This window comes from Dokdonia sp. 4H-3-7-5 (assembly GCF_000212355.1).
In the GTDB taxonomy this organism is placed as follows: Bacteria; Bacteroidota; Bacteroidia; order Flavobacteriales; family Flavobacteriaceae; genus Dokdonia.
This window is the reverse complement of record NC_015496.1, coordinates 171,892-191,778: the sequence shown is the minus strand read 5'-3', so window position 1 is coordinate 191,778 and position 19,887 is coordinate 171,892. Positions and strand designations below refer to the sequence as shown.

The window sequence follows — 19,887 nt, the reverse complement described above, 5'->3', positions numbered from 1 at the left end:
ATGAAAAATATATACACATTACTTATTATACTCTGTGTAAGTGCAGGTGCATTTGGGCAAGTACAAAAGGGAGATCGTTTTTTTAATAAGGGAGACTACGCTAGTGCTGCAAAGTATTATGAAGTGGCTTTAAGAAAAAATAACTCTAAAGAAATACTAGGGAAACTTATTGACGCTTACTATTTAGATCAAGATTATAGAAGCGCTTCTATATATCTTAATCAGCTAGTAGGACAGCGATTTAATGACGAGGATAGAACATATGATAATGAGTTTAATTTCAAAATGTTTCACGTACTTAATACTACTTTAGATTCTGATCAGGGTATTGACTACCTTGATATTTATTATAAAAACAAAGGTGAAGACTTTGATAAAGTCGCTGCTATTAAATTATTGGAAGATTTAATGAAGAAAAATCCAAAATTTGACGCTACCAAGAGTAATATAAGCTCAGAAGCAGACGACTTTGGACCCGTAAGAGTAGGAGATAGTGTTTTCTTTACATCAGATAGATTAAATGACGATGTACTTAGAACCTTATTTGCAAGGCGTTTTAAGACTACACAAAGACCATTCTTAGATATTTACGGAGTACGAGTAAATGACAAAAATGAACTCGCAGGTGAAGCTGTAAGACTTAAGCAAGGAGTAAACTCACCACTTCATGATGGTAATCTGTGTTTTAACACAGCAGGCGATGAGATGTACTTATCTCGTAGTGCTTATAAAAATGGAGATAGCGGGAAGATGTTTGATGAAGAACAAACTAATAGGGTTCATCTTTATAAAAGTGTTCGTATTGATGGAATATGGAGAGATGCAGAACGTCTGTCATTTGTAAATGAAAATTATTCTTACATGCATCCTACACTTACTAGAGATGGAAAGCGTTTGTACTTTGCCTCAGATATGGAAGGAGGTCTTGGCGGGTTTGATATCTACTATGTAACCGTACAGCTAGATGGGACGTATAGTACTCCGGTAAATTTAGGGCCTACAATTAATACTATTCATAGAGAGCAATTTCCATTTGTTTCGAACACAGGAGATTTATATTTTTCTACAGATGGACGTTTAGGTTTAGGTTTACTTGATATTTTTGTAGCACCACTCACAGTAAAAGGGTTCACAGAGCCTATTAACCTAGGAGCACCTATTAATTCTAAATATGATGATTTTAGTCTAAGTTACTATTCTGATAATAACGGATTGTATGCCACTAATCGTAATGGAACAGATGACGATATCTATAGCTTTGTACAAACTGGAGAAATCATAACTCGCGAGTTTAAAACGCAGTTTGAAATACGTGACGCAGATACTGATGAACTTATCTCAGATGCGGCAATAAAGATCCTAGGATATCAAGGGAAAGAAGTTTATGCAGACCGTAAAGAGGATGCTGCACCTTTCCAAGTACCACTTACTGTAGACGATTATACGTTTATAGCTTCTGGAGATAATCATGAAGAAGGACGTATGGATATTCAAATACGAGGTATACAGACAGCACCTTATGTAATCAAAGTAAAGAGGATATTTACAGACAGTGAGCTTGCTCTTATGAAAGAGAAAAATCTTTCTAAAGACCTTAAAGAGAAAGATCCAAGTCGTTTTGAGTTGCTTACAGATGTAAATGCACCACAGGTTGTGGAGAAGGAAGGTAAGCTATTTATGGATGTAGCTCCTATTTATTTTGATTTTGATTTACATGTGGTGCGTGAAGATTCGCAAGCTGTACTTGATAGACTGGCTGCTAAGCTTACCAAATACAAGCGCATTAAAATAAAAATAAGCTCTCACACAGATAGTCGTGGTCCAGCCGCATATAATATGCCGCTATCAGAAAAAAGAGCAAAAAGTACCTTTGACTACCTAGTTAGTAAAGGAATCGATGCTTCAAGAATACAATATCAAGGATATGGCGATACAAAGCCTGTGATTAACTGTCCTGTAGGTAAGTGTACAGAAGATGATCATCAGCTTAACAGACGTAGTGAATTTGAAATCACTGGTTATTAATAAGCATTTCATTAAATAACAAAATCGGCAATTCAATGAGTTGCCGATTTTTTTGTTTTACGCTTTCGCGAAAGCGTAACCTACACCATTAATTTACTCTTCCAGTGCAGTTAATATCTTCGGGAAGAATGCTGTGTGAACCTCATGAATACCAGAAAATACAACAACTTCAAGACGATTTCCAAAAAGAGCAGAACCGTTGAGATGTTGTTCTGTAACACGAGCTTCTGTGATATATTCGTCTTTATCTCCATAAATATATGTGACTGGAGTGGTGTTAGAAAGATGCTCAAAATCCGTCGGATTCAACTCAGCTGGTATTGCGCCAGAATGTAACAGAAGATAGGAGCAATCTATTTTTCTAGAAGCAATCCATCTGGTGACGATAGATACACCTTGAGAATACCCCATCATGATCACGTTTACGGCACTTTTGTCGATAGTTGCTAGTTCCATATCCCATAGCTCATCAAGGTAGTTAAAAACATTGTTCTTCTCTGTTTCTGTGTTTTCTTTAGTAAGCCAGCTAGCACCTACATATTTAAAACGTTTGTCTTGGTAATATTTACTAGGTGCTTGTGGGGCTATGATGTAATTCTCTTCTGGTGGAAGCTCCTTGAAGTAATTGATAAAATATCTTGACAAGTAACCCATGCCGTGAAAAACGAACCAAACATTCTTAGTTTTTTCTGATAGCTCGTTAAGGGTGGAGTATGTATTAGTATGTGTGTAGGGTATATTTTTTTCTATCATAAATAGTGTAAAATTTTATAGGATATATGTTTCAAGGTAATCTCGCAATATTGCATAAAAAAACCACTCATGGAGTGGTTTTTAAATAGAATAAGATCACCTATATGTTAATTCCTACAGGTAGTAATTTTTTGTATTTACGTCTGTTAGAACGCATGAATTTTGCAATTTCAGGACTCGTAGGTACGAGGCTTATTTCTCTCTCTGCAACTTCATTAAATACTGCTATAATAAATTCATTCATGTGCTCCTCTGTGCCTTCTGGCATGAAGATTTTTGTCAGGAAGATTTTACGCTCTTGTAACGAGTATTCCATTTTTGCCATTTTCCCTGCAAATGTTGCTTCAAACTGTCTTTGGAACTCATTATCTGTCAATTCAACTGCTGTCGTCGCTTCCATAAATTTTGAAAAATATTTAAAGTATTTGTAAAATTATTAACGGGGTTATTAGAAATCTCTCCTTAATTTTGACCCCTAAGAGGCAAGAAATAATAAGATAATCAAATCTTAATAATTTCTTTTTGAGAAAGTCTTGCAAATGTATAAAAAATTCCCGAAATAGAGCGCTTCTCTTATGTTAAACCCTTACTTATAAGTTAGATGACGCACGTGTATTTAATGCCAGGTATGGCGGCCAATCCTTCTATTTTTGAGAATATAAAGTTACCCGAGGATTCTTATCAAATTCATTTGCTAGAATGGTTCATTCCAGAGGTAAATGAGTCACTACAAGACTATGCCTTGAGAATGACAACTCATATTAAGCATGACAATGTCGTATTGCTAGGCGTTAGTTTTGGCGGGATACTCGTACAAGAAATGGCAAAGCACATCGAAGTGGCAAAGCTTATTATTGTAAGTAGTGTTAAAACTAAGCATGAGTTACCACGTAGAATGAAGCTTTCGCGAAAGCTAAAGTTATACAACATATTGCCTACGAGATTAGTAGAAGATATAGATACACTAGCAAAATATGCCTTTGGCGAGACCATAAAAAATAGAGTGGCACTATATAAAAAGTACCTATCTATGAATGATAGAAGATACTTGAGTTGGGCAGTAAAAGAAATGGTCTGTTGGGATCAAGAAATTGCGCCGCCAGGAATTATTCACATACACGGAAGTGCAGATAAGGTCTTCCCAGTGAAGTATATAGATAACTGTATTAATATAGAAGGAGGGACTCACATTATGGTGATAACTCGAGCAAAATGGTTTAATAAAAACTTAATCGAACTGATTGAAAATGATTACATTGATTTAAAATAGAAAAGATGATGATAATGATAAAGAAAGTTGTTGCAGGTATTGCAGTAGTAGCTATTGCAGGCCTAGTTATAAACTCTGCACAAGCACCACAAGAAGAAGTGGTAGAAGAAAAAGGAGAGGTGCAGAATGAAAAAATGACATCAAAGAAGTTACTTAATGACTATAACGTGTATGCGATCCCAATGCCAGATGGATTAAACTTTGCAGGAGAGGCAGTTCCTGTAGAAAATCCTGACATTAGAGAACGTATGGATCGTGAGCTTTTGGTTAATACTTACTGGCAGTCTAACGCGCTGCTCATTTTTAAAAGAGCAAATAAGTATTTTCCAACGATAGAAAAGATTCTAGCAGAGGAAGGTGTGCCAGATGATCTTAAATATCTAGCAGTAATTGAAAGCGGACTAACACAAGCAGTTTCTCCTGCTAGAGCCACTGGTTTCTGGCAAATTCTCAAAGAAACTGGAAGAGAATACGGTCTAGAGGTAAATGATAATGTGGATGAAAGATATCATGTGGAGAAGTCTACACGTGCTGCTTGTAAATATTTAAAGCAGTCTAAGGAGAAGTTTGGCAATTGGACGGCTGCAGCAGCAGCTTATAATGCTGGTAATTACGGTGTTTCTCGTCGTTTTGAAGAACAAAATGTACAAGATTACTACGATTTGCTTTTAGGAGAAGAAACGGGGCGTTACGTATTTAGAATTATTGCACTTAAGGAGATTTTAAGCAATCCAAAGAAGTATGGTTTCAACTTTAGAGCAGAGGATTTATATGCAGAGGTGCCTACTTATAAAGTGGAGGTCGATACAGCAGTGACAGATTTCGTAAAATTTGCAGAGCGCTTTGACATTAACTATAAGCTTCTTAAACTTCACAATCCTTGGTTGCGTGAGACTAAACTCAATAATAGTTCAAGAAAGAAATATTATATAGAGATACCAGAAAAAGGTACATACACGCTAGGTAGATAATACAGATAACTAGTTAATTATTTAATAGGCTTCTCATTTTGTAAAATGAGAAGCCTATTTTTATTTATAAGACTCGCTAATATGGTATTTTTATTGAATCAAAATTTAATGTAATGAATGCATCAGTTATTATAGCGCTTATAGCCATAGGTCTTATTGCCGGAGTCTTGAGTGGTATTATGGGAGTAGGTGGAGGTGTTATTATGATACCTCTTATGATTATGTTACTGCACTTTAATCAACATGAAGCTCAAGGTACAAGTCTTGCTGTGCTTGCAGTTCCAGTAACATTTCTTGCTGCTTATAATTACTATAACGAAGGCTATGTAAACTGGAAATATGCTGCGGTTATCGCTGTGTTTTTTGTGGTAGGCGGGTTTCTAGGATCAAAACTAGCTGTAAATCTTGATCAAAAAACGCTTAAAAGAATCTTTGGAGCGGTGCTTCTCGTCCTTTCTATTAAAATGCTGTGGGGTAAATAACTATTAATTGATAACTATAGGGTCATCACTTAACAGTTGCTGATTATACAGTAGCTCTGTGAGCATCCCTTTGTATAGTTTAAAATTATTTGTAGTAGATAATGCCTCATCTTGAGACAGCTTGTTAGATAGACGTCTTTTTATATCTATAATTTCCTTATCAGAAGTAATGGTATAAGCAAGAGGAAGTCCTAAAGAGTGTTTGAGATTCTTGATAACTAAAGAGTAATTATTATCAGAATCATCAACATAAAGTATATCTATATTGCGATCGTAGTCTTTACTTAATTTTTTTACTTGCTTAACATCTCCCCAAAATAAAAGGACAATCGCTACGTCATCACCATAATGATTTGCTAGCTCGTTAAGAGCTGCTTGTTCTCCTTTGCTACTTATTCTCCAGCTAGAGTAGGTGAGTAGCATTACAGGTTTGTTATAATCTGCTAATGATTTACTTTTCTTTGAGGTTGTTTTAACCTTAAAATTATTCATTAAGGATCCCACAAGTTTATCCTCTACAAGATCATCAAAAAGCACTTTGACTTTGTCTTGTTCAAGATTCCTAATAGCTTCTTCTGCTTGTAATAAATATGAAGGAAGGTGAGCATCTAGTGCCTCAGAAAAGAACATCTGAGAGTTCTGTGCTGTTAGGTTAGTTATTGCTATAAATACGAGTAAAAGTAAAAATTTTCTCATAGTCTAATGATTTGGGACTATAAAGATAGGAGGGTAAAAAGGCGTATAAAAATTTTTTCGCCAACTGACTTATAAATTGGGTCAAAACGCAATATTCTGTACTATATTGGTTCTTTTAGATGTATAAAAACCTGATATTTAGCTCTTTTTGTAAGAATATCATATTCTATTTGATTTTCCCTCAGAGGATTTCACTTCAAAAATTGCATGTTAATTGCCGTCTTTTTTAACGGGTTTTAATAATCTTGGTGTGGTTTTTAGGGTTGGACTCTGCGCCCGTTGTGTAGAGGTATTTTGGTTGCGCTCAATTAGTGCGTCTTTTTCAATTTTACTCTTTTCATCTAGATTTTCTTGGCCGTATTTTGGCTTATTTTCTTCTCTATTTTCTAGAGTACCTTCTTTAATGTCTGAGCTTGTAGATAGAGGTTTAATTGTAGAGTCATCACTAGTTGAAAAGAAACCTTCATCTATTTCAGGAAGAGGAATACCTTGAATTTTAGTAAGTACAAAAGGCGATTCTCCTCTAAAAATATCTTCCTTACTTAGTAGCTCTTCATCACCTCTCCAGTTAAATCCTTCAAAGGTTTGTGGTTCATTCTTAAATTGTGACTCAGGAAAAATGGTTCCTCCAGGACTTTTAAGTTTATTAATCTCGTCTATCGTATTTTCAAAAAATGTAATTTCTATACGAGCAGAGGTTCCTCTATCTATACCGGTGAGGTCACCGTTTTCTTCACGCATATACATTATGGTCTCTGCGTTGTTTATAATGTCTACTTGCTTGAGCTGATTCTCATCATCAAAAAAGCCATACAGTTTTTGTCCTTTGACTTGGTTAAATCCAGAGATTGTGTCTTTCTGAGCGATAAACGCATTATCAAAAACCTTAAGCGAGTCTACTTTTTCAGTTTCTAGATTATTGAGAAGGTGAATGCTATCTCCAGTGATTTGGCTCTTCTCACTCCATAATATAGGCTTTCCTATCATTTGGGTGAGTCCTGTGCGCTGGTTACTGTGTAGGGAGTCGCTCTTTCCACTCATGTTACTCTTATAAAGTTTTACGTTCTTAAAAGCTCGGATAATTCGGTTCTCTGGCTTTCCTGTAAGTAGGAGTCTATCTCCATGCACATAAACAGAGTCATTGTCTTCTACTGTGATAGCAACGGCTCGTTGTGTGATTAAAACGGAATCCTTTGCTCTGTACACCTCTGCATAGTGTCCTTTTATAAGACTTCTATTTAGGGTATCAAGTACTTTGATGTTGTTTGTGGCACTTGCAAAATTTCTAGCACGGTCAAAATAGAGGCTATCTCCATATACCTGCCTATTGTCGTAATCTATTCTCGAGTTTTTTACAAAATAACCATAGTCATTTGCGGTGTCATAAAAACCACGTTCGCAGTATACCTTAGATGTCGAGCTCGTGATTGTAGTAGGTCCATATAAGTAAGCATGTTCTGGGACGCTGTAAAAATCTAGTTGCTCACTATTAATTACATACTCTGTATTTGTAACTACAACATCATTGATGAAAGAAATTTTATCCTGCTCGATATAGTAGCGACCTACGCGACTCGTTATTTTGCTATTGGGTGAAGTGACAACTCCTCCCGTGCGATAATATGCTTGCTGGCTTATGCGGTTAAAGTACATGGTGTCTGTAGTCACTGTCGTAGTATCTTTTTTTAAGAAGACATCACCTGCGGCATAAGCAAACTTCGTATCACCATTATATTCTATATATCTACCGCGCATCGATATAGAGTCACCTTGTTTTAAGCGTACGTTTCTGTATGCTTTTACAAAGTTCTCATCTTTGTAATAGAACGCAAGATCGCACCACATTTCGGCGCCTTCGTGTTGTATGTATACTTGCTTATTTGATTTCTGAAAAATAATTGCGCCAGGAAATTCTTCTTCATTGATGCGTTCAATGTCAGATTCTATGAGGATTTCTTTAGGTTGGTTTTGTTGTGCTTTCGCGAAAGCAGAACATAAAAACATCCCAGTAAGTAAAATGTAAAAGTAATTTTTCATCAGTGTCAAAAATAATCAAATTGCCTCCCGAAATCGATAACAGTTTATCAAAAAGCAGTTAATACTGCCTTGTCTCTACGTTGGGTATTCTTTTAACGCCGTTTGCTTAAAATAAGTGTATATAAAAAGCCTCCAGATTGATATCTGAAGGCTTTCTTATAATTTAAATTTCAATACGCTTATCTAAGTATCGTTTGTGTACGATCTGGTCCTACAGATACAATCTTAATAGGAGTTTCAAGTTCTTTCTCAAGATAATCTATATAGTCATTAAGGGCCTTAGGAAGTTGATCTGCAGTAGTCATACCTGTTAGATCTTCAGACCATCCAGCCATTTCTTTATAAACTACTTCAACGTTTTCTGGCTCAATATTATAAGGAAGGTGCTCGATAGTCTCTCCTTTATATTTATATGCAGTACATACTTTCAAGGTTTTAAAACCAGAAAGTACATCACCTTTCATCATCATAAGTTGAGTGACTCCGTTTACACGTACGGCATATTTAAGAGCTACAAGATCTAACCATCCACAACGACGTGCACGGCCAGTAGTAGCGCCAAATTCATTACCTACGCGTCCCATAGTCTCACCATCTTCGTCAAAAAGCTCTGTAGGGAATGGTCCAGAACCTACACGAGTTGTATATGCTTTGAAGATTCCAAATACTTCGCCTATTTGATTAGGAGCAACACCAAGACCTGTACAAGCTCCTGCTGCTGTCGTGTTTGAAGAAGTCACATAAGGATAAGTACCAAAGTCAATATCAAGTAGTGACCCTTGAGCACCCTCTGCAAGTATAGACTTTCCAGATTTTTGTGCTTGGTATAAATACTCTTCTGAGTCTATAAACTTGAGCGTCTTAAGTGTTTTTATAGCAGCAAAGAATTCTGTTTCTAGTTCGTCTAGATCGTAATCAATCTTTGCATCATAAAAATCAATCATTGAGATATGCTTATCTCTCAATGTAGCATAGCGCTCTTTCCAGTCTGCAAGTTCTAGGTCTCCTACACGTATACCGTTACGGCCTGTTTTATCCATATAAGTAGGACCTATTCCTTTAAGAGTAGAACCTATTTTTGCCTTTCCTTTTGAAGCTTCAGAAGCTGCATCTAGTAAGCGGTGTGTAGGAAGTATAAGGTGTGCTTTACGTGAGATCACCATTTTTGCTTTATAATCTAGTCCTTCAAACTTATCAAGATTTTGAAGTTCTTTCTTAAAAATCACAGGATCTATCACAACGCCATTACCTATGACATTCATAGCATTGTCATGAAAAATTCCAGAAGGAATCGTATGTAATACGTGCTTTATACCGTCAAATTCAAGAGTATGACCTGCATTAGGTCCTCCTTGAAAACGTGCAATAATATCGTAGTCCTTCGTAAGAACGTCTACAATTTTTCCTTTTCCTTCGTCGCCCCATTGGAGGCCCAGTAGTAAGTCTACAGCCATTGTTATGTTAATTAGTCGTGTTTTTCTTTCCGTAAAAATAGAGTGAATGCTTGTCTATTGTGATATCAAAAACCTCTTCAATGGTTTTCTTTATAGACTGTATACGAGGATCGCAAAATTCTATAACTTCTCCTGTATCTGTAAGTATAACGTGATCATGTTGTTTATCAAAGTATGACTTTTCATACTGAGCTTGATTATTGCCAAACTGGTGTTTGCGCACGAGCCCACATTCTAGTAAGAGCTCTATGGTGTTGTATAGTGTCGCACGGCTCACCCTGTAGTTTTTATTTTTCATGCTAATGTAGAGAGCTTCTATATCAAAGTGCTCTTCATTGCTATATATCTCCTGCAAGATGGCAAAACGTTCAGGTGTTTTGCGGTGGCCTTTTTCTTCTAGATAGGCAGTAAAAACGCCTTTTACAACGTCTTGATCCTTATTTATGGTAGCTTTTAGTGGCATCGTTTTTAGTAAAGGACGAATTTACGGATTTATACTCGAGTCACTTGGTCGATACCGTCTATTTTTTTAAGATTTTCTATCAGGGTTTTCAACAATTCATTGTTTCTCACTAGTACCGTTATTTTTCCTTTAAAAACACCTCCTTGCGTAGTGAAATTTATACCCTTTATTTCTACATGCTGGTGTTTTGAAATCTCTGCGGTTACGGTATTTACAAGTCCTAAATTATCAATACCTGTAAGTATAATGTCTGTTTGATAACCAGTGTCTGACGAGTCTACCCACTTTGCTTTTATAATTCTATAGGCATAGTTGCTTCGCATAGATATTGCATTAGGGCAATTATTTTTATGGACTTTAATGCCATCTTTTATTGTTGTAAATCCAAAAACTGGATCACCAGGAATAGGACTACAACACTTTGCAAATGAGTAATCAAGTTTTTGATCTTCTGGTCCAAAAACTAATGAGTCATAATTGTTAGTAATTTCATCTTTATTTACATCTGGAGGACTGTTAGGCTTACGTATTTTACTTTTTATAAATGACATTAAAGCGTTGCTACGCTGCGCAGCAAACTCTTTAATCATTTTATTATCTATTGTTCCATTACCTATACGATAAAACAAATCTAGACTAGTGTTTAGCTTGAAGTAAGAAACTAATTCATTAATAGTTTTCTCGTTAAGAGGTATTTTTTGAGATTTAAGTTTACGATGTAAGATAGCTTTACCATCATCTGCAAGTTCTTTCTTTTCATCTTTGAGGGATGATTTTATTTTAGCACGCGCCCTTGCTGTGGTAGCATAATCAAGCCAGTTATTTGTAGGGTGAGCAGATTCTGATGTGATGATTTCTACTTGGTCACCACTTTTGAGTTCATGACTTAACGGCACCAACCTTCCATTTACTCTTGATCCGCGAGTGTGAAGCCCTACTTCTGTGTGTACACTAAAGGCAAAATCAAGCGGAGTTGCGCCTTTAGGTAGAGATTTAAGCTCACCTTGAGGTGTAAATACAAAGATTTCCTTGTTGTATAGATTGAGTTTGAAGTTTTCAACAAAGTCCACTGCATTTTGATCAGGATTTTCTAGCGCTTCTTGAAGTTTATTAATCCAGTCGTCTAGTGTAGAATCTCCATCGTTCCCTTGTTTATACTTAAAGTGAGCTGCATATCCTTTCTCTGCTATTTCATTCATTCGTTCAGAACGAATTTGTACTTCTACCCATCGTCCTTTAAGGCCCATTACGGTAATGTGCAATGCTTCATAACCCGTCGTTTTAGGAGAAGAAATCCAGTCTCGCAAACGAGTAGGGTTAGGTCTAAAGTGATCTGTAACGATAGAATATATTTTCCAGGCTAAGAATTTTTCATTTGCCTTATCACTCTTATAGATGATGCGTATTGCAAACTTGTCATACACCTCTTCAAAAGTGACACCCTGGGCAAGAATTTTACGCCTTATACTATATATTGATTTTGGCCGCCCTTTTATCTCATAATTAAGTCCCTCTTCATCTAGAGAGTCTTCTATAACTTTTTTAAAGTCCTTAATGTAATCATCTTGTTGTGCTTTACTCTCTGTAATTTTGCTAGAAAGGTCTTTGTAAACTTCTGGTTCTGTATATTTTAGACTTAAGTCTTCAAGCTCAGTTTTTATATTGTAAAGTCCCATTCTATGAGCGAGTGGTGCATAGATGTACAAAGTCTCACTTGCAATTTTTGATTGCTTATCTGGACGCATGGAATCCATGGTCTGCATATTGTGAAGGCGGTCTGCTATTTTAATAATAATAACTCTAGGGTCGTCATTAATAGTAAGTAGCATTTTTCTAAAATTCTCTGCTTGTAAAGACACATCTCTGTCCTTTTTTAAACTAGATATTTTAGTTAGTCCATTTACAATACGAGCGACAGTCTCGCCAAACATTTGTTCAAGGTCAGATAGGGTATACTCAGTATCTTCTACTACATCATGTAATAATGCGCTGGCTATAGATGTGGCATCAAGGCCTATCTCGCTTGCAACAATTTGTGCCACTGCAACTGGATGAAAAATGTATGCCTCACCAGACTTTCGGCGTTGTGATTTGTGAGCATCAACAGCAACATCAAATGCTTTACGAATCATTTTTTTATCATCCTCTGATAAGGTTTGATAGCTTATGCGCAACAGTTTTTTATACTGTCTCGTCAGCTCCTTATTCTCTGCCTCTATAAATTCTGTCGTTAATTCCATATGATATCTTAAATGTACCATTTTCTCATAAATGAACAACATATTATAACGACATCTTGTGAGGATTTATGTAACGATGTCTTTTTAAGATATATGGGTTCATTTATTAATAACGCTTTCGCGAAAGCGCACTACTCATTACGACCATCAGTACTTATTTATTCCCATTACACATGAGTGTTAATTCTTATCTTCGCCCTAAAAGTAGAATTTATGAGCATTTTTTATATCCTAGTGGGTTTGGTATTGCTAGTAGTAGGAGGGGAGTTTTTAGTAAGGGCATCTGTAGGATTGTCATTTAAACTCAACCTTTCTAAAATGGTAATAGGTCTCACAGTTGTGTCATTTGCAACCTCTGCTCCAGAGTTGTTAGTGAGTGTTCAAGCTGCTTTAGACGGTAGTTCTGATATTGCATTAGGTAATGTCATAGGGTCTAATATTGCAAACATAGGTCTCGTTTTAGGTATCACTGCAGTAATTTCTGCACTTGCGATAGATCGTGATTTTTACCGTTTTAACTGGCCGGTGATGATGTTCTTTTCTGTAGCCTTGTTTTTCTTACTCTCAAATGATGGAAAACTCACCGCTACCGAAGGTGGAGGACTACTTGCAGCACTTGGTGTTTATTTATATTTCTTATTGCGCAGAGCTAGAAAAAGTGCAGCGCTAGAAGAAAGTGATGGTGTAGATGAGGGATTAGGTCAAGCATCTTATTTTAAAATAATCCTCTGGCTTCTCATAGGTGGAGCAGCATTGTACTTTGGTTCTGAGTGGTTAGTTTCTGGAGCAAAGGAGCTTGCAACAGCCGTTGGTATAAGTGAGTATGCTATTTCTGTAACTGTTATCGCAATAGGAACTAGTGTTCCAGAACTTGCGGCATCTGTTATTGCGGCTTTAAAGAAAGAAAAAGCTATTTCCTTAGGAAACTTAATAGGTTCTAATATTTTTAATATTGCCTCAGTATTAGGGATAACATCACTTATTAAGGACATTAATGTGGTAGATGATGCTATTTTGGGCACTAATATTTACTGGATGATAGGCTTTGCAGCAATCTTATTACCACTTGCTTTTATACCTACAAAACTACAGATAGGGAGAATTAAAGGGTTGGTTCTTGTAGGAGCTTACATATTATTTATAGCACTCGCATTTGCGGCCTAACGTAAACTGGTTGCTCGTAAAATTTACAATCGTATTAAGTATGTCAATATGTTGATTATATAATGCTCTTAGTGTCTTCAAAGTACGCTTTCGCGAAAGCGTAACAAAAAAAATGCTCAACCTAAGTTGAGCATTTTTTACATTTATATAAATCAGAATTAAACCTTTGCAGTTTTTACAGTCTCGATAATACGACCTGCTACTCTGTATGGATCTGCGTTTGAAGCTGGACGACGATCTTCTAGCCATCCTTTCCATCCTTGCTCTACAGTAATAATAGGAATACGTAATGATGCTCCACGATCTGATACTCCATAAGAGAAATCTGTAATAGAAGCGGTCTCGTGATCACCTGTAAGGCGCTCTTCATTGTGAGCTCCGTATGCTTTTATGTGTTCTTTAGTTACTGGGCGGAAAGCCTCACAGATAGTGTTGTAAGTTTCCTCAGATCCACAAGTTCTCAAGGTTGTGTTTGAGAAGTTTGCATGCATACCAGATCCATTCCAATCTCCTTTTACTGGTTTAGGGTGATACTCAATGTACCATCCATACTGTTCAGTAAGACGGTCTAGAAGGTAGCGAGATACCCATATTTCATCTCCTGCTTTTTTTGCTCCTTTTGCAAATAATTGGTATTCCCACTGTCCAGAAGCAACCTCTTGGTTTATTCCTTCAAAGTTAAGACCAGCCTCGATACAAAGATCTGCGTGCTCTTCTACAAAATCACGACCATGTGTATGACGACCTCCTACAGAACAGTAGTACATTCCTTGTGGTCCAGGGTATCCACCTATTGGGAAGCCTAAAGGTAGTTGAGTTTCTCTATCCATGATAAAATATTCTTGTTCAAAACCGAACCAGAAATCATTATCATCGTCATCTATTTTTGCTCTGTGGTTTGATGCATGTGGCGTACCATCTGCACTCAGCACTTCTGTCATTACTAAAAATCCATCAGTACGTTGTGGATCTGGGTAGATAGCTACTGGTTTTAGAAGGCAATCTGAAGCTCCTCCAGATGCTTGCTTAGTAGAAGACCCATCAAAAGACCATATTGGACAGTCTTCTAATTTTCCGCTAAAGTCGTTTACAACTTTAGTCTTGCTTCTCATATTTTGTGTGGGTGTGTACCCGTCTAACCAAATGTATTCTAGTTTTGACTTACTCATAATAGCATTTAATGTTTTAGTTAACGAAGGCAAATATAAAATAATTTTAAAAGGCAATCAGTATTTTAGGGCTTAGTTATTAAAAAATATTGATTTTTATAAACAACCCCTTAAAATTTAGGGGGTCTGTAATATTTGGCTATAATTTTTATATTTCCCTTATATTTGTGCCCTAGTTTAGGGGTGTTATTAGGTTTTTAGCAACGGCTATTATTAAACATCTCGTAAAATATTTATAATCATTGCGTTATGATAATTTTTCTTTAGTAGAAAATATTGTAACTATAATAATGTAAGATCAATTATGTCAAAAATCCGTTTTAAGGCCTTGCATGATGTGCAACACAGGCCAGCAGTAAGTTTTGAAGCTTTAGGAAGGCCATCTTCATTATTTAAGTCTAACGTTTTTGGAGAGCAAGCTATGCGTCAGTTTCTTTCTAAATCTACCATAGACAGTGTGCAGACAGCGATACGAAAAGGAGATAATATAGATCGCATCACCGCAGATGCCATTGCTACAGGAATGAAATCTTGGGCACTTGATAAAGGAGCTACTCATTACACGCATTGGTTTCAACCGCTCACAGGTGCCACGGCAGAGAAGCATGATGCTTTTTTTGAAATTACAACAGATGGTCATGTTATTGATAAATTTGACGGTGGGCAGCTAGCACAGCAAGAGCCAGATGCAAGTAGTTTTCCTAATGGAGGAATACGCAACACTTTTGAAGCAAGAGGATATACCGCTTGGGATCCTACTTCACCAGCATTTATATATGACAATACCTTGTGTATTCCAACGGTTTTTGTTGCATACACGGGAGAAGCACTTGATTATAAGACACCTTTATTAAAAGCTCTTAACACGATTGATCAAGCTGCTACGGCAGTCGCTCAATATTTTAATAAAAATGTAAATAAAGTAACAGCGACCTTAGGTTGGGAGCAGGAGTTTTTTCTTATAGATGCATCACTAGCAGCTGCGAGACCAGACTTAATGCTTACAGGAAGAACGCTTTTAGGCCATGCGGCTGCCAAAGGACAGCAACTCGATGATCATTACTTTGGATCTATTCCTATCCGTGTGCTGGCATATTTAAAGGAGTTAGAGCAAGAATGCTTGTTACTTGGTATTCCTTTAAAGACAAGGCATAATGAAGTTGCTCCTAATCAATTTGAGATGGCTCCTATTTTTGAAGAAGCAAATCTAGCGGTAGATCATAATGCATTACTCATGGATGTGATGCAGAAAGTAGCGCAACGTCATCACTTTAAGGTACTCTTTCATGAGAAACCATTTGAGAATATAAATGGTAGCGGGAAACATAATAACTGGTCACTAGCTACAGATACTGGAGTAAACCTACTAAGCCCAGGAAGTACTCCAATGAAAAATTTACAATTTCTCACCTTCTTTGTAAATACTATTAAAGCGGTTCATGAGCATGAAGCTTTGCTTAGAGCTTCTATTGCTAGTGCGGGTAATGATTATCGTCTAGGTGCAAATGAAGCACCACCAGCCATTATATCTGTATTTATAGGTTCGCAACTCACACAAGTGTTAGATGAGTTAGAAAAAGTAACAGATGGGAAATTATCTCCACAAGAAAAAACAGATTTAAAACTTAATGTAATAGGTAAGATTCCAGAGATTTTACTTGATAATACAGATCGCAATCGTACCTCACCTTTTGCGTTTACAGGTAATAAATTTGAATTTAGAGCCGTAGGTGCTACTGCAAACTGCGCAAACCCGATGACGGTTCTTAACGCAATCGTGGCGCAACAGCTTATTGCTTTTAAAAAGGAGGTAGATGCTCTTATTGATAATAAGGACATGAAAAAGGACGATGCTATCTTTAATATCCTTAGAGAGTATATAAAGGATAGTAAGAAAATAAGATTTGAGGGAGATGGTTATGGAGCCTCTTGGGAAAAAGAAGCAAAAAAGCGCAAGCTTAGCAATAATAAGACTACAGTATCTGCTCTTGAAGGTCGTATAAGTAAGAGTACGATAGCATTATTTGAGTCTTTAGGTATTATGAACAATGTTGAGATTCAAGCGCGTTACGAGATTGAATTAGAAGAATATGTTAAGCGCATACAAATAGAAAGCCGTGTGCTGGGTGATGTAGCTCGTAATCATATTATTCCTACAGCTTTGAGATATCAAAATGTTTTGATAGACAATGTAAGAGGTTTGAAAGAAATATACGGAGAAGATTTTACCGCTTTCGCGAAAGCGCAAACAACCATTATTAAATCAATCTCAGAACATACCGCTAGTATTAATAGTCTCATAACGGAAATGATAAATGCTCGAAAAGAAGCAAATGCACTTGACCTTAAAGACAAGGCAGGCAGTTATGCTGCGAAAGTGAAACCATTTTTTGAACAGATAAGAAGAGATTGTGACAAGCTAGAACTTTTAGTAGAAGATGAGTTATGGCCTTTACCAAAATATAGAGAATTACTCTTCGTAAATTAAGGGATGTTTTTAATTTAAGTCGCAAGGCTTTATAATGTACAAGTATAAGACGACTGTAAGTTTCTTATAGTCAGCGTACTCGTAAGAAAAATCTGATTCTAATATAGCCGCACCTATAAAGGGGTGTTTACCCCTACGTGCTTAGACACTGTAAACACTAGTGCTAACCGAAAAATGTTAAAAATACCATAACGTTTCATCGAAAACAGCTGGTAACTTCTTGGAAGAGAGATAGATTTTCCTAATTTAGTACTCGTATTACAACCATTATCTCCCCCTCGTAATACATACTCCCCCGTAATAATAGATTAAAAGACGCAATTGCGATGACAATGACGATGATTTGTTGTGTCTTATAAATATGTATTTATTAACCATTTATATATTATTAACTTAAACTCAATTATTATGAAAAAAGTAATTTTTAGTGCTGCGGCACTCATGATCGGAGCAGTTGCTCTGGGGCAGACAACCACAGAAGCTACTGAGGCAAATTTCCAGGACACTCCAGTACTAGTAACGGCAGGTTTTCCTTTAACTAGTTCGGCAACTATTGAAACGGCAGACGCATTACCACAAGCTTTTGGAATAGGCCCTAATACTGGTTATTCTACACAAAACGGAAATAATAACCTAGTACGAGCTCGTCAGGCTGGTGATTTAAACTCTATGTATGCAACTCAAGACGGTGATGGAAACCTTGTTTCTATGCGTCAAACAGGTAACACTAATAACGGAGGTTTCTTCATAAGCGCCATTGATAACGATGCACAAGCAAATCAAGTAGGAGATCAGAATGATGCCCGCATTGAGCAACAAGGAGATTTTAACGATGCTCAAGTGTATCAAGAAAACTCGGTAGCAGGAACAACAGGAAACTCTGCAGATATCCAGCAAGGTACTGCTCAAAATGCAGAAAACAATTATGCAGGCGTTGACCAAAGAGGTAATGATAACTCTGCTAGAATTTTACAAACTTGGGATAACAGTGATGCATTAGCGTTACAAAGTGGTACAAACAATGCAGTTGAAATTAAGCAACAAGCAGATCCAGAAAATAGCCTAGGTCAAGAAGCTCTTTCTGAGCAACTAGGTGTGGATAACCAAGGAACAATTAATCAACTTTCTGACGGTACTTCTGGACGTAATTATGCAAGACTTTTCCAAGAAGGTAACAACAATATGTCAAATCAAACTCAGACTACGGATGATAACGTTTTAGGAAATGAGGCATTAGTTAATCAAGGTAGTAATATTCTTTTAGATGATGCTAACACTGCAGCTCAGTTTACTGCTGTAAACGGTGTAGACGATATCTCTAACGGTATTGAAAGTCAAGTTTCAAGTTGGAGTAAAGCTATCCAAGTACAAGAAGGAAATAGCAATTTAGCTGAGACTCATCAATTTGGGGATGGTACTAGTGATACTAACGGAGATTATTCTGAGCAAAATCAAGACGGTGTAGGGAACGAAGCTTATGTATTTCAAAACATTTTTGGATCACCAACAGGTCGTGGTAACTCTGTAGTTCAAAACCAAACTGGAGACGATAACTACGTAGCGACTGGTCAAAATGGGCGTCGTAATGATATCACAATTGATCAGCAAGGAACAAACAACTACGCTATCTCTACTCAAAGAGGAAAAGATCACGTTGTTGATGCACTTCAAACTGGAGATTTTAACGCTTTAGAAACTGCACAAAGAGGAGATATGAACACTATCGTAGTTCGTCAAGATGGAGACATAGGACAAAGCTGGAAAGCTGAGCAAAATGTACCAGGAGGACTTCCTGATGGAGGAAATACACTTGATGTTTTCCAAACTACAGGTTTCTCAGGAATCTTACCTGCTATAGGAACTTCTCAAACTGCTAATATGGTTACAAGAGCTGCTATGGCTGCTCCAGCAAGAGCTAGATCTGGTTCAGGTCTATAAATCAATTGATTGAATTTTAGATTGGGTCATTTTTATTACAAAAAAATGATTTACATCTAAATTAATAAAAACTTGGACATACTTGATATCAAGTATGTCCACTGTTTTTTTAGAATATGTATCTGAATTAACTTAATATGATAATATTATGAAATTATATATAATGTGTTTAGTGTTTTTTTTTACGACAATTTCGGTTAATGCACAAACCTATAATGAGGATATTGAGGGTACTACTAAACTCACAAACGTAGAACTTGTAAAGAAAGATATTGTAACAAAAGCTGCTCTTGGTGATTTTGGAATAGGTACTGCAAAGAATACTAGGAATACTTCAATTCAGGGAAATAGTGTTTTTATTGCGCAAATAGGAGACTTTAATGCTGCGTTATTAAATGTAAAAAGTAGAGCAAGTGAAATAAATATAGAGCAAAATGGAGACTTTAACCTTACGGGTTTAGATTATAATGTTGACACTGTAATCACAGATATTAAACAGGAGGGTAATAGAAATGTAGTATTTGATATTGTTCAAGACAGAACAGCAAATATTTCATTAGATCTAGAGCAACAAGGAAATAATCTCAATTTTCAAAGATTAGGCTCTAATAGCCTTACAGAATCATTACAATTTATTCAAACAGAAGCATCACCATCATTAATAATTAGAAGTAGCACTAACGGAACACCAGATAATTAAAATTTTAAATACAAAGATAATTTTGAAGTTGTTTAAG

Annotated in this window: 16 protein-coding genes; 8 read left to right on the top strand and 8 right to left on the bottom strand. The window is 36.4% G+C overall.

Translation table 11 applies throughout. The annotated features are described in order from the left end of the window. On the top strand, positions 1–2,025 hold the full coding sequence (locus tag KRODI_RS00790) for an OmpA family protein (RefSeq protein ID WP_013749658.1): 2,025 nt from the start codon (positions 1–3) through the stop codon (positions 2,023–2,025). 93 nt (positions 2,026–2,118) lie between these two features. On the opposite strand, the gene KRODI_RS00785 is transcribed toward KRODI_RS00790, so the two are convergent. Both KRODI_RS00785 and KRODI_RS00780 read right to left on the bottom strand, forming a co-directional pair. Then, the gene (locus KRODI_RS00785) at positions 2,119–2,778 is read right to left on the bottom strand and encodes an alpha/beta hydrolase (protein ID WP_013749657.1); all 660 of its coding nucleotides are present in this window, start codon (positions 2,776–2,778) and stop codon (positions 2,119–2,121) included. A 100-nt stretch (positions 2,779–2,878) separates the two neighbouring features. Next, positions 2,879–3,178 carry a hypothetical protein gene (locus KRODI_RS00780; RefSeq protein WP_013749656.1) on the bottom strand — a complete coding sequence of 100 codons (300 nt, stop codon included), beginning with the start codon at positions 3,176–3,178 and terminating at the stop codon, positions 2,879–2,881. 201 nt (positions 3,179–3,379) lie between these two features. Here KRODI_RS00780 and KRODI_RS00775 point away from each other — a divergent pair, with 201 nt between their 5' ends. From KRODI_RS00775 to KRODI_RS00765, 3 genes are all read left to right on the top strand, one after another. Next, positions 3,380–4,048 carry an alpha/beta fold hydrolase gene (locus KRODI_RS00775; protein WP_013749655.1) on the top strand — a complete coding sequence of 223 codons (669 nt, stop codon included), beginning with the start codon at positions 3,380–3,382 and terminating at the stop codon, positions 4,046–4,048. An 8-nt stretch (positions 4,049–4,056) separates the two neighbouring features. Continuing rightward, positions 4,057–5,019 carry a lytic transglycosylase domain-containing protein gene (locus tag KRODI_RS00770; protein ID WP_041295753.1) on the top strand — a complete coding sequence of 321 codons (963 nt, stop codon included), beginning with the start codon at positions 4,057–4,059 and terminating at the stop codon, positions 5,017–5,019. Positions 5,020–5,132: 113 nt separating this feature from the next. Continuing rightward, complete coding sequence (locus KRODI_RS00765) at positions 5,133–5,501, top strand: sulfite exporter TauE/SafE family protein (protein ID WP_013749653.1); 369 nt, start codon at positions 5,133–5,135, stop codon at positions 5,499–5,501. 3 nt (positions 5,502–5,504) lie between these two features. Here the strand turns inward: KRODI_RS00765 and KRODI_RS00760 are convergent, their stop codons facing one another. The 5 genes from KRODI_RS00760 to KRODI_RS00740 all read right to left on the bottom strand — a co-directional run bounded on the left by KRODI_RS00760 (position 5,505) and on the right by KRODI_RS00740 (position 12,391). Beyond that, complete coding sequence (locus KRODI_RS00760; protein WP_013749652.1) at positions 5,505–6,197, bottom strand: redoxin domain-containing protein; 693 nt, start codon at positions 6,195–6,197, stop codon at positions 5,505–5,507. Between the two features lie 210 nt (positions 6,198–6,407). Beyond that, positions 6,408–8,234 (bottom strand): OstA-like protein, encoded by a 1,827-nt coding sequence (locus KRODI_RS00755; RefSeq protein WP_013749651.1) that lies wholly within the window; start codon positions 8,232–8,234, stop codon positions 6,408–6,410. Between the two features lie 179 nt (positions 8,235–8,413). Further along, positions 8,414–9,688 carry an adenylosuccinate synthase gene (locus tag KRODI_RS00750; RefSeq protein ID WP_013749650.1) on the bottom strand — a complete coding sequence of 425 codons (1,275 nt, stop codon included), beginning with the start codon at positions 9,686–9,688 and terminating at the stop codon, positions 8,414–8,416. A 7-nt stretch (positions 9,689–9,695) separates the two neighbouring features. After that, positions 9,696–10,151, bottom strand: a complete 456-nt coding sequence (locus KRODI_RS00745; protein WP_013749649.1) for a Fur family transcriptional regulator — start codon at positions 10,149–10,151, stop codon at positions 9,696–9,698. Positions 10,152–10,180: 29 nt separating this feature from the next. Continuing rightward, complete coding sequence (locus KRODI_RS00740; protein WP_041295578.1) at positions 10,181–12,391, bottom strand: RelA/SpoT family protein; 2,211 nt, start codon at positions 12,389–12,391, stop codon at positions 10,181–10,183. Between the two features lie 213 nt (positions 12,392–12,604). On the opposite strand from KRODI_RS00740, the gene KRODI_RS00735 reads away from it, so the two are divergent. Next, the gene (locus tag KRODI_RS00735) at positions 12,605–13,555 is read left to right on the top strand and encodes a calcium/sodium antiporter (protein WP_013749647.1); all 951 of its coding nucleotides are present in this window, start codon (positions 12,605–12,607) and stop codon (positions 13,553–13,555) included. A gap of 158 nt (positions 13,556–13,713) precedes the next feature. Here KRODI_RS00735 and KRODI_RS00730 read toward each other — a convergent pair whose 3' ends face one another. Continuing rightward, positions 13,714–14,724 (bottom strand): glutamine synthetase beta-grasp domain-containing protein, encoded by a 1,011-nt coding sequence (locus KRODI_RS00730; protein ID WP_013749646.1) that lies wholly within the window; start codon positions 14,722–14,724, stop codon positions 13,714–13,716. A 304-nt stretch (positions 14,725–15,028) separates the two neighbouring features. Between KRODI_RS00730 and KRODI_RS00725 the strand changes: the two genes are divergently transcribed. The 3 genes from KRODI_RS00725 to KRODI_RS00715 all read left to right on the top strand — a co-directional run bounded on the left by KRODI_RS00725 (position 15,029) and on the right by KRODI_RS00715 (position 19,850). Further along, positions 15,029–17,212, top strand: a complete 2,184-nt coding sequence (locus KRODI_RS00725) for a glutamine synthetase III (RefSeq protein ID WP_013749645.1) — start codon at positions 15,029–15,031, stop codon at positions 17,210–17,212. Between the two features lie 408 nt (positions 17,213–17,620). After that, entirely contained in the window at positions 17,621–19,150 is a 1,530-nt protein-coding gene (locus tag KRODI_RS00720) for a curlin associated repeat-containing protein (protein ID WP_013749644.1), read from the top strand. 148 nt (positions 19,151–19,298) lie between these two features. Beyond that, positions 19,299–19,850: a hypothetical protein gene (locus KRODI_RS00715; protein ID WP_144783468.1), complete on the top strand. Its 552-nt coding sequence runs from the start codon at positions 19,299–19,301 to the stop codon at positions 19,848–19,850. Positions 19,851–19,887 lie beyond the last annotated feature (37 nt).

What these genes read in the sequence shown, in the direction of transcription:
- KRODI_RS00755 (WP_013749651.1), bottom strand. Translation starts at nt 8,234, where the DNA reads ATGAAAAATTACTTTTACATTTTACTTACTGGGATGTTTTTATGTTCT.
- KRODI_RS00780 (WP_013749656.1), bottom strand. Translation starts at nt 3,178, where the DNA reads ATGGAAGCGACGACAGCAGTTGAATTGACAGATAATGAGTTCCAAAGA.
- KRODI_RS00715 (WP_144783468.1), top strand. Translation starts at nt 19,299, where the DNA reads ATGAAATTATATATAATGTGTTTAGTGTTTTTTTTTACGACAATTTCG.
- KRODI_RS00725 (WP_013749645.1), top strand. Translation starts at nt 15,029, where the DNA reads ATGTCAAAAATCCGTTTTAAGGCCTTGCATGATGTGCAACACAGGCCA.
- KRODI_RS00760 (WP_013749652.1), bottom strand. Translation starts at nt 6,197, where the DNA reads ATGAGAAAATTTTTACTTTTACTCGTATTTATAGCAATAACTAACCTA.
- KRODI_RS00730 (WP_013749646.1), bottom strand. Translation starts at nt 14,724, where the DNA reads ATGAGTAAGTCAAAACTAGAATACATTTGGTTAGACGGGTACACACCC.
- KRODI_RS00735 (WP_013749647.1), top strand. Translation starts at nt 12,605, where the DNA reads ATGAGCATTTTTTATATCCTAGTGGGTTTGGTATTGCTAGTAGTAGGA.
- KRODI_RS00740 (WP_041295578.1), bottom strand. Translation starts at nt 12,391, where the DNA reads ATGGAATTAACGACAGAATTTATAGAGGCAGAGAATAAGGAGCTGACG.
- KRODI_RS00745 (WP_013749649.1), bottom strand. Translation starts at nt 10,151, where the DNA reads ATGCCACTAAAAGCTACCATAAATAAGGATCAAGACGTTGTAAAAGGC.
- KRODI_RS00720 (WP_013749644.1), top strand. Translation starts at nt 17,621, where the DNA reads ATGAAAAAAGTAATTTTTAGTGCTGCGGCACTCATGATCGGAGCAGTT.
- KRODI_RS00790 (WP_013749658.1), top strand. Translation starts at nt 1, where the DNA reads ATGAAAAATATATACACATTACTTATTATACTCTGTGTAAGTGCAGGT.
- KRODI_RS00750 (WP_013749650.1), bottom strand. Translation starts at nt 9,688, where the DNA reads ATGGCTGTAGACTTACTACTGGGCCTCCAATGGGGCGACGAAGGAAAA.
- KRODI_RS00765 (WP_013749653.1), top strand. Translation starts at nt 5,133, where the DNA reads ATGAATGCATCAGTTATTATAGCGCTTATAGCCATAGGTCTTATTGCC.
- KRODI_RS00770 (WP_041295753.1), top strand. Translation starts at nt 4,057, where the DNA reads ATGATAATGATAAAGAAAGTTGTTGCAGGTATTGCAGTAGTAGCTATT.
- KRODI_RS00775 (WP_013749655.1), top strand. Translation starts at nt 3,380, where the DNA reads ATGACGCACGTGTATTTAATGCCAGGTATGGCGGCCAATCCTTCTATT.
- KRODI_RS00785 (WP_013749657.1), bottom strand. Translation starts at nt 2,778, where the DNA reads ATGATAGAAAAAAATATACCCTACACACATACTAATACATACTCCACC.